The sequence below is a fragment of the Sphingomonas bacterium genome (genome assembly GCF_903644135.1).
GTDB lineage: Bacteria > Pseudomonadota > Alphaproteobacteria > Sphingomonadales > Sphingomonadaceae > Sphingomonas.
On sequence record NZ_CAHJXA010000090.1, the window covers coordinates 1 to 8,975 of the forward strand.

Annotated in this window: 4 protein-coding genes; 2 read left to right on the forward strand and 2 right to left on the reverse strand. The window is 67.5% G+C overall.

All coding sequences use genetic code 11. The features are described from left to right. Positions 1-1,087 (reverse strand): thiolase family protein (locus HUU96_RS06650; RefSeq protein WP_174292052.1); only part of this gene is annotated, 1,087 nt, incomplete at its 3' end. 164 nt (positions 1,088-1,251) lie between these two features. On the opposite strand from HUU96_RS06650, the gene HUU96_RS06655 reads away from it, so the two are divergent. Further along, positions 1,252-1,674, forward strand: a complete 423-nt coding sequence (locus tag HUU96_RS06655; RefSeq protein WP_174292053.1) for a MerR family transcriptional regulator — start codon at positions 1,252-1,254, stop codon at positions 1,672-1,674. Positions 1,675-1,758: 84 nt separating this feature from the next. Here the strand turns inward: HUU96_RS06655 and HUU96_RS06660 are convergent, their stop codons facing one another. After that, the gene (locus HUU96_RS06660) at positions 1,759-2,691 is read right to left on the reverse strand and encodes a helix-turn-helix domain-containing protein (protein ID WP_174292054.1); all 933 of its coding nucleotides are present in this window, start codon (positions 2,689-2,691) and stop codon (positions 1,759-1,761) included. Between the two features lie 98 nt (positions 2,692-2,789). Between HUU96_RS06660 and HUU96_RS06665 the strand changes: the two genes are divergently transcribed. Next, the coding region (locus HUU96_RS06665) for an autotransporter-associated beta strand repeat-containing protein (RefSeq protein ID WP_174292055.1) at positions 2,790-8,975 on the forward strand (6,186 nt) is incomplete at its 3' end.

Here is an 8,975-nt window from a genome sequence, read left to right on the forward strand (position 1 = left end):
GGGTGGCGAGCGCGTAGCTGCCGCCCTCGCGCTTCAGCAGCGCCGCCGCCTTGCCGACGATGCGCGCGCCCGTCGCGCCGAGCGGGTGGCCGAGCGCGATCGCGCCGCCGTCCAGGTTTACCTTGCGCTCGTCCAGCCCCAAGTCGCGCATGCAGGCCAGCGCCTGGCTGGCGAACGCCTCGTTCAGCTCGACCACGTCGAGCTGCCCGGCATCGATCCGCCCCCGCAGTAACGCCTTGCGGCTCGCCTCGACCGGGCCGATCCCCATGATCTCCGGCGCGCAGCCCGCCACCGCCACCGACCGGATCCGCGCCAGGATCGCCAGGCCGTGCGAGCGCGCATAATCCTCGCTCGTGACCAGCACGGCCGATGCTCCGTCGGTAAGCGGCGAGGAGGTGCCCGCCGTCACCGATCCGGTCGCATCGAACGCCGGCTTGAGCCCGGCCAGCGCCTCGGCGGTCGTCTCAGGCCGCAGCGTGCCGTCCTCGCTGACCAGGCCTTTCCGGGTCCGGATCGGCACGATCTCGTCGGCCAGCCTGCCGGCGGCGCGCGCAACACCCGCCTTTTGCTGGCTTGCGACGGCGAACGCTTCCTGCGCCTGTCGCGTGATCTGGTACTTGGTCGCGACGTTCTCGGCGGTCTCGCCCATGCTCAGGTAAGCGCCGGCATTGCCAGCGGCGAGCGCGGGGTTGGGCAGCGGATTGAAGCCCATCATCGGCACGCGGCTCATCGACTCAACGCCCGCACAGATAAACGCCTCGCCCGCGCCGATCCGGATCTGGCCCATGGCGATGTGGATCGCGCTCATCGACGAGCCGCAGAAGCGGTTCACCGTCATCCCGCCCACCGACAGCGGCAGATCGGCCAGTAAGCCGATCTGCCGCGCGACGTTCAGGCCCTGCTCGCCCTCCGGAAAGGCGCAGCCCAGGATGACGTCCTCGATGTCGGCGGCATCCACCCCCGTGCGTTCGATCAGCCCGCGGATCACCTGCGCCGTCAGGTCGTCAGGGCGCACGCCGGCGAGCGCGCCCTTGCCGGCGACGTGAAAAGGGGATCGGGCAAAGCCTGCTACGACGACGTTGCTCACCGGTGCTCCTGGGGTTGTTTGCTGGCAACGATATAGATAGCAAAGTGACGTATACGTCAAGAGAAGAAGATGCTAGGCCGTCGGCGCATGGCTGAGCAACAATGGGGATTGTTGCCGGATGCGGAGCCGAGACGTAATCAGACAGGATATCACGGAAGAAAGTAATGGCAGAGGCACATCGCGACGAACGCGTCATCGCCGGGATCAGGCAGGTCGCCGCCGACCTCGGCGTCACCGAGCGCACCCTGCGGTTCTATGAGAAAGAAGGGCTCATCGAACCGCAACGCCTGGGCACGACGCGCGTATACGGCCGCCGCGAGATCGCGCGCATGAAGCTGATCCTGCGTGGCAAGCGGCTCGGCTTCTCGATCGCCGACCTCAAGGACTTCCTGGACCTGTACCGCCCAAGATCCGATCATAATGAGCAAACTCAGTTGCTTGTCACTCGCGTTCGATCCCGTATCGCCGAAATGCTCGCTCAGCAGCAAGCACTGACCGAAACGCTGACGGAGCTTCGCGCAATCGAGGCGGAGGCGCTTGCCAGCCTGGAGGATCAGCCGGTTCTCTCAACTGCTGCGCACCGCTAGATGATTGTCTAGGAAGGCACTGCGGCATGAGTACCCGCGCCTGATCAACCCTGCCTTGCGCCCATTGCCTGAGGCGTAGCTGGATCAGGCGGGCGGCTCGGGGGCATCCAGCAGGGGCAGCGGCGTTCCGAGCACGGCCGTCCGCGCGCGCAGCGCCGCGCGCAGGTAAAGCATCGGCATGGCGAGGAACTGGCGGGCGGTCATGCCCAGGAAGTGGCGCGCGTCGCGCAGGAAATGCGGAACGTCGTGATAGCCCGGCGGCACGATGCGGAAGTCGACCGGCTCGGGCGCGATCAGCATGGCGGCGAACACGCGGAGGAACCGGTGGCGGCGTTGCAGGAGCTTGGGCCCGAATCCGAAATAGCTCTCGCACATCCGGGCCAGCGTCCGCGGGCTGCCGATGTCGGCCCGGGCGGCCCAGCCGAGGATATCACCCGAGCCGGCCTCGTCGACAATCAACTGTTCGATGCGCGCGATCCCGTCCTCATGCTCGGTCGGGGATGGCAAGCGCTCGATGAAAAAGGCGTCGAGGACGCTCTTCACGTCCGCACCGCGATCGCACGCGTGCAGCCGCGCCAGCATCTCCGCCGTCCACCCGGCGCGAAGATGCTGGTCGAGCGGGACGATCCGATCGCGCAGGCTCGCCGCCGAAACGTCGAACAGGCGCGCCCAGCCGCGCGGGGTCGGTTCGATGACGATCGACACCCCGCCTCTCGACTCGGTCGGCATGGTGATGCTGGACGGGCCGATCAGCACGGCGGCGCCAAGTTCGCTGATCGGTCGGCTGCGGGTCTTGATCCGCACGTCCGGCGTCAGCGCCACCCACAGCTTCGGCGATCCGGGCAGCAGCCAGCTACTCGGGCCCTTGAACACCGCGGGATCGGAATCGAGCACCACATAGTCCGCGATCAGCGATCGCAGCGAAGGCGCGGGGCGCTCATACCGCAGGGCGGTGCCGTCGGGCAGGTGCCAGGCGGCCGGGTCGGCATCGGGTTCATGCGTGCCGCTTTCGATCACCCGTCGGCTTAAGCGTGTCTGATAGCTCTTGTAAAGACTTGCCGTTGGCGGCGGACGACTTCGGCTCTACGGCCAGCGACAACAGGGGGATTTCTTAGATGACCAAGCGCACGCACCTCGCCCGTTCGGGCGTGACGTCGACCCGCGGCCTAACGCCGGCCCGCGAGCGGCTGCTGCGTGGCATATTGCTGGGCACGACGGCGATCGTCGGGGTGGCGCTGGCTAGCCCGGCGACGGCGCAGACAACCGTCGCCACGCCGCGACAGGGTGGCACGATCACCGCCCAGAACGCCTATCCGCTGAACGTCGTCGACAGCACGCAGGGGGGTACGGGCGGCGTGTACGTCGGCAACATCTACGACGAGAACAATTATTACGCGAATCGGCCGATCACGCTCAATGGCGTCACCATCAACGCGACCACCAATAGTGGTCCATCGACCGCCGACGCATTCTTCGCGGAGTCGAATCCTGGCAACACCAACAGCGTCAACTTGACCGGGACGAACACCCTCACCACCAGCGTGAATGGCGGTGCCGCCCTGCATGTCACGGCGGGTGCCAATCTGGGCGTCGACCTCGGCGCGGGGACCAGCACGCTGACGGGCAGCTACGGCATCCTTGTCTCCAACCCGGGCTTCTACGTGATATACGGGAACGGGTTCACAGCGAACCTAGTCGGCAGCGGCACGCATGTCGCGGGCGTCAGCGTCAACGCCGGCGGCGACTATTATGGCGGCGTCGATGCCTCGACCGGTCGGCTCAACATCTCAGGTTTCGATACAGGCATCACCGTCACCGTAGGCGACGGCGTTGCCACCGTGAACACGTCCGGCGGCGGCACCATCTCCGCCAATACCACCGGCATCGCCGCCAATGGCCTGAACGGCGCTGGAGCCTCCGTCACCTCCGGCTCGGCGATCACCGTCGGGAGCAGCGGCGTCGGCATCAACGCGGCGTCCAACGGCGGCGCGATCAGCGTCACGACCGTGGCGGGCGGCACGATCAACGGGTCGGGCACCGGCGCCAACGCCAGCAACTACGGCATCTATGCCGCTGGCGCATCGGGCTCCAACAACACCAGCGTCACCGTCGGCGCGGCGATCGGCGGAACCGCGGTGCCAGGCTTTGCCGGCGTCAGCTTCAACGGGTCGGCCGGCGCGGGTGCCACGAACACGTTGCAGGTGAACGCCAATGTCACTGGCCGCGATGCTGGCATCACCACGAACGGTGGCACGGCGGCGCTGGTCGCCGTCACGGTGGCGAACGGCGTCACCGTGTCCGGCGGTACTGGCCTGTTCAATTATTCGGGCGGCGTCACCGTTTCGAACTTCGGCACGATCAGCGGCGTCGGCAATAGCGTCGGAGTCGCGTCCTCGACCGGAATCGTGTCGATCACCAACAACGGGACCGTCTCCGGCACTACAGCATTCCGGAATTACTCCGGTGGACTGAACCTGATCAACCAGGGCACGGTGACCGGCACCGGCGGCACCGCCATCCTTGCATCCGCGAACAGCGCGGCTAGCAACATCAGCCTGCTCGCCGGGTCGGTGATGAACGGCGCGATCACGCTCGGCAACGCCGACGACACGCTCCAGTTCTACAATGGCCAAGGCGCGTCGCCGGCGGCTTCGTTCGGCAGCGTCAACCTGGGCGGCGGTACCAACGCGCTGGTCCTGCGCGGCATCGGCGACGACCGGACTGGCGGAACGGGCGGCAACGGCGCCGCCGGCACGATCGACACCTCGACGATTGCGAACGTCACCAACCTTACCAAGCAGGATGCCGGCACCTGGCTGCTGACCGGCAGCGCAGCTTATACCGGCACGACGACGATCAGCGGCGGCACGCTGGTCGAGAGCAACACCGCGAGCGCGCTGGGTAACGGCACGGTGTCGATCGCCTCGGGCGCGACGTTGGAGATCGCCAACACGACCGGCCTGCTCTACACCAAAGGGACGACCTTCACCGGTGCCGGCACGATCAAATTCACCGGCAACCAGCCGACGGCGATCGGCTATGGCGGCAACGGCAACACGGTCATCAGCCTGTCGAGCGGCGGCCTGATCGACGTCGAGGGCGGCATCGTCAACGGCAGCAGCTCGAGCCAGGGGTTCTACACCGGTAACCAGGGCAGCCTGAACATCGCAGCGGGGGCGATCTTCGACGGCGTCGAGGGCACGGTGATCGTCGACAAGCTGACGGGTAGCGGCACGTTGCGGGGCGGCTATGGCACGTCGGGCAGCACGACGATCGGCATCGCCAACGGCTCGTCGTCGTTCAGCGGCACCATCACCGACGATCCCAACCCCAACAGCCCGTTGAGGCTTATCAAAGTCGGCACCGGCAACATTACGCTCAACAAGTCCAGCAGCTATACCGGTGGCACGACGATCAGCGACGGCGCGCTATCTGCCGCCGTGGTCGACGCGCTCGGCATCGGCGCGGTGACCGACAACGCCGCGCTGCTGTTCCAGACCGCGACCGCGACCGGAACCATCGCCAACGCGATCGGCGGCAGCGGAACGCTTTACGCCCAGACGTTCCCCGTCAACGGCACCCAGACCTATTCCGGCGCGCTGACCGGCGGCCTGGCGCTCAGCATCGGCAACGGCTTTGCGACCAACGTCGTGCTTGGCAACGACGGCAACACCCGTACCGGCACGACGACGATCGGATCGGGCTCGACACTGCAGGGCACAGTCCTGTCGCTCACCAGCGGCGTGGTCACCGACAGCGGCACGCTGACCTTCACCGGCGCGAGCGGCAGCTATGGTGCGGCGATCAGCAGCACCGGCTCCGTGACGGTCGGCCTGGATAACGGCAACACGTTGACGCTGACGGGTGCCAACACCTACTCCGGCATCACTACGATCAACGCCGGCGCGACCCTGCAGGGCAAGGCAGGGATAAATACAGCGACGCGCACGCTGTCCGATACCAGCCCGATCATCGACAACGGCACGCTGTTCCTGTCGCAGAACGGGCAAGGCGGTTCCTACGACGCGTCGGTCACGACCTCCACCGACGGCGGCGGCGCGGTCGCGATCAGCAATACCGGCGCGGGTACGCTGACCCTGAACGGCCAGATCGGCACCGCCACGACGCGCCTCGGTCATCTCGACCTAGCCAACGCCAATGTCGTGCTGGGCGCCAACGTGTTCCTGACCAATGCGCTGACGACCGCCGGCGGTACGCTGACCAACGATGCCGTCGTGACGACCTATGGTAGTGTCGAGGGCGTCTTCGCGACCGGCACGGTGAACAACGGTGGAACAGCGTTCCACAATGCTCAGATCATCGGCGGCAATACGGGCATCAACAGCGTCGGGTCCGCGTCGCTCACAGTGGACAATTACGGTTACATCAAGGGCCAGCAGTTCGAAGGCGTCACCAAGCGCGGTGGCGGTACCCTGACGCTCACGAACGAGGCGTCGGGCGTGATCTACGCGCAGGGCACGCAGGAAGGTACCGCCTGGGGCGTCGGTTCGTACGGCACGTCGTCGCCGACTTCCATCGGCGTCACCAACTACGGCCTGATCGTCGGTGTCGGCTATGGCGTCTACGGCACCAACGCCGCCGACAGCGTAATCAATTCTGGCACGATCGCGGCAGGTACCTATACCGTGCCGAATGCCGGCGATTTCTCGACGGGAACGATCAGCAACGTCGGCGGAACGGCGGGCGTACGCCTCGACGGCGGCGGGCATGTCACCAACAGCACCACGAGCAGCTTGATCGAGGGCAGCCGCGGCGTCTACAGCACCGCGGGCACGCTGGCGCTGACCAACTACGGCACAGTGCTCGGCGCGAGCGCGACGCTCGCCGCCATCGACACGGTGGGCGCGGGCAGCACCGTCACCAATTACGGCACCGTCCAGGGTGGCGCGCAGGGCATCGTCCTCAACAACGGCGGCACCGTCTACAATTACGGCACCGGCAGCGCGATCAAGGGAACCGGCACCACCAACCTGACCGACGCGTCGGGCATTTATTCCAACGGTAACCTGTCGCTGACCAATCAGGGCGCGATCAGCACGGCGCACAGCGGCACGGTCTATGGCGTCGAGGTGCGGGGCGTCGGCACCATCACCAACACCGGCTCGATCACCGCTGCCAGCGGCGCGGCCGGCGTGTACCTCAGCGGCGGCGGCACGATCACCAACGGGTCGAGCGCGTTCACCGCGGCGCAGAATGCGGCGTCGAGCATCCAGGGCAGCACGGCGATCAACGCGGCGGGCGGATCGCTGACCCTCGACAATGCTGGCACCGTCACCGGCCTAATCTCGACCGCGAGCGGCGTACCGCTGACGATCGTCAACCGTGTTGGAGGCACGATCCAAAGCACCGGCGCGACGGGCGATCTGATCTATCCGTCGAACGCGGCGGTGACGATCGTCAACGCGGGGCTGATGCGGGCGGCAGGGTTCTCCGCGACCGGATCACAAGGGACGGGCGCGACCACGATCACCAACGCGGCGACCGGTGTGCTGCGTGGCGGCACCGACACCAGCTATGCCCAGTTCGGCAACGCGGTACAGTATGGCGGCACCGGCACGCTGGTGTTCAGCAACTATGGGTCGGCGACCAGCGACGGCAATCTGAACGCGGTTAACGGCACAAACAGCGGCGTCGTGACGCTCAACCTCTGCGCCGGTTCGACCACGGGCAAGATCGGCCTGGGCAGCGGCAACGACACGATAAACCTCTACACCGGCATCGTCGGCGCGGTGGCGGTCACCACCGCCGATCCCGTCCTGGGCGGCAGCAACACGGTGCTCGTCCGCGCGGCGGGCACGTACGGCGCGGCGACGTTCGGCACCATCAACCTCGGCGGCGGCAGCAACACCATCGCGCTGAACGGCAACGGCACCGAAGCCGTGGCGGCGATAACCGGCCAGCAGGGGTCGCTGGCGCTCAACACCGTCACCGGCCTCACCACGCTGGTGAAGGCGGACGCGGGTAACTGGGTGCTGTCGGGCGCGGCTACCGGCACGACCGCGGCGGCGACCATCTATGCGGGCAACCAGACCAGTACGGGCGCACGCGGCATCCTACAGTTCAGCGGTACGACCGGGCTGACCGGTCAGATCTATCAAAACGGCGTCACCATCCAGGTCAGCGGCAACGGCGCGACCGGCACCGGCACGCTGCACATCGTGTCGGCGGCGGCGGGTCAGTCGGACCTAACCTTCGTGTCGAACAGCACGATCGCCAACGCGATCCGTCTGGAGACGAGCGGTGCGGCGACCCTGCTGCAGGCGAACGCCGGCGTCATCGGTGCCCTGACCGGCAACATCACCACCGGGATCGGCAACAATATCGACGGCCAGGCGATTGCGGCGGCGCAGGCGGTGACCGTCACCGGCGGCGGCACGATCGCGCTGACCGGCGCGAACGGCTGGACCGGGCTGACGACGATCAGCAACGGCTCGACGCTGAGCGTCGCGGCGGCAGGCAATGTCGGCACGGGGGGCTTTGCGATCGGCGATGCCGCCACCGCCGGCACGCTCACCACCACCAACGCGGCGGCGATCACGCTGGGCGGCGGCGTCGCGCTGGGCGCGGGCGGTGCGACGGTCATTGTCGCGAACGCCACCGCTACCCCCGGATCGGGCAACACTACCCTGTCGGGCGTCGTCTCCGGTGCTGCGCTGACCAAGACCGGTGCCGGCACCCTGACGCTGAGCGGCAACGAGACCTATACCGGCGCGACGACCATCTCGGCGGGTACTTTGGCGCTGACCGGCGCCGGCTCGATCGCGGCGTCATCGGGCGTCGTCGATAACGCCACCTTCACCATCGCGGGGCATAGCGGCGGGACGACGATCGCCGGACTGTCCGGTGCGGGCGGCGTGACGCTGGGGGCCAACACGCTGACGCTCAGCAACGGCGGTGCCTATGCTGGCGTGGCGTCGGGGACCGGCGGTCTGACGATCGCGGCGGGAACCGAGATCCTGACCGGCGACAACAGCTACACCGGCACGACAACGCTCTCTGGCGGCAGCCTGACGCTCGGCAACGGCGGCACGACGGGCTCGGTGGCGGGTCCGATCGCGCTGACGGCGGGCGTGCTGACGATCAACCACTCCAACGCGGTGACGCTGGCGAGCGCGATCAGCGGCGGCGGTAGCCTGGTCCAGGCGGGAACCGGCACGACCACCCTGTCGGGGGCTAACACCTATATCGGGACGACGACGGTATCGGCGGGGACGCTGGCGCTGTCGGGTGGCGCGGCGATTGCGGACACCGGTGCGGTGAGCGTGGCGGGCGGGGCGACG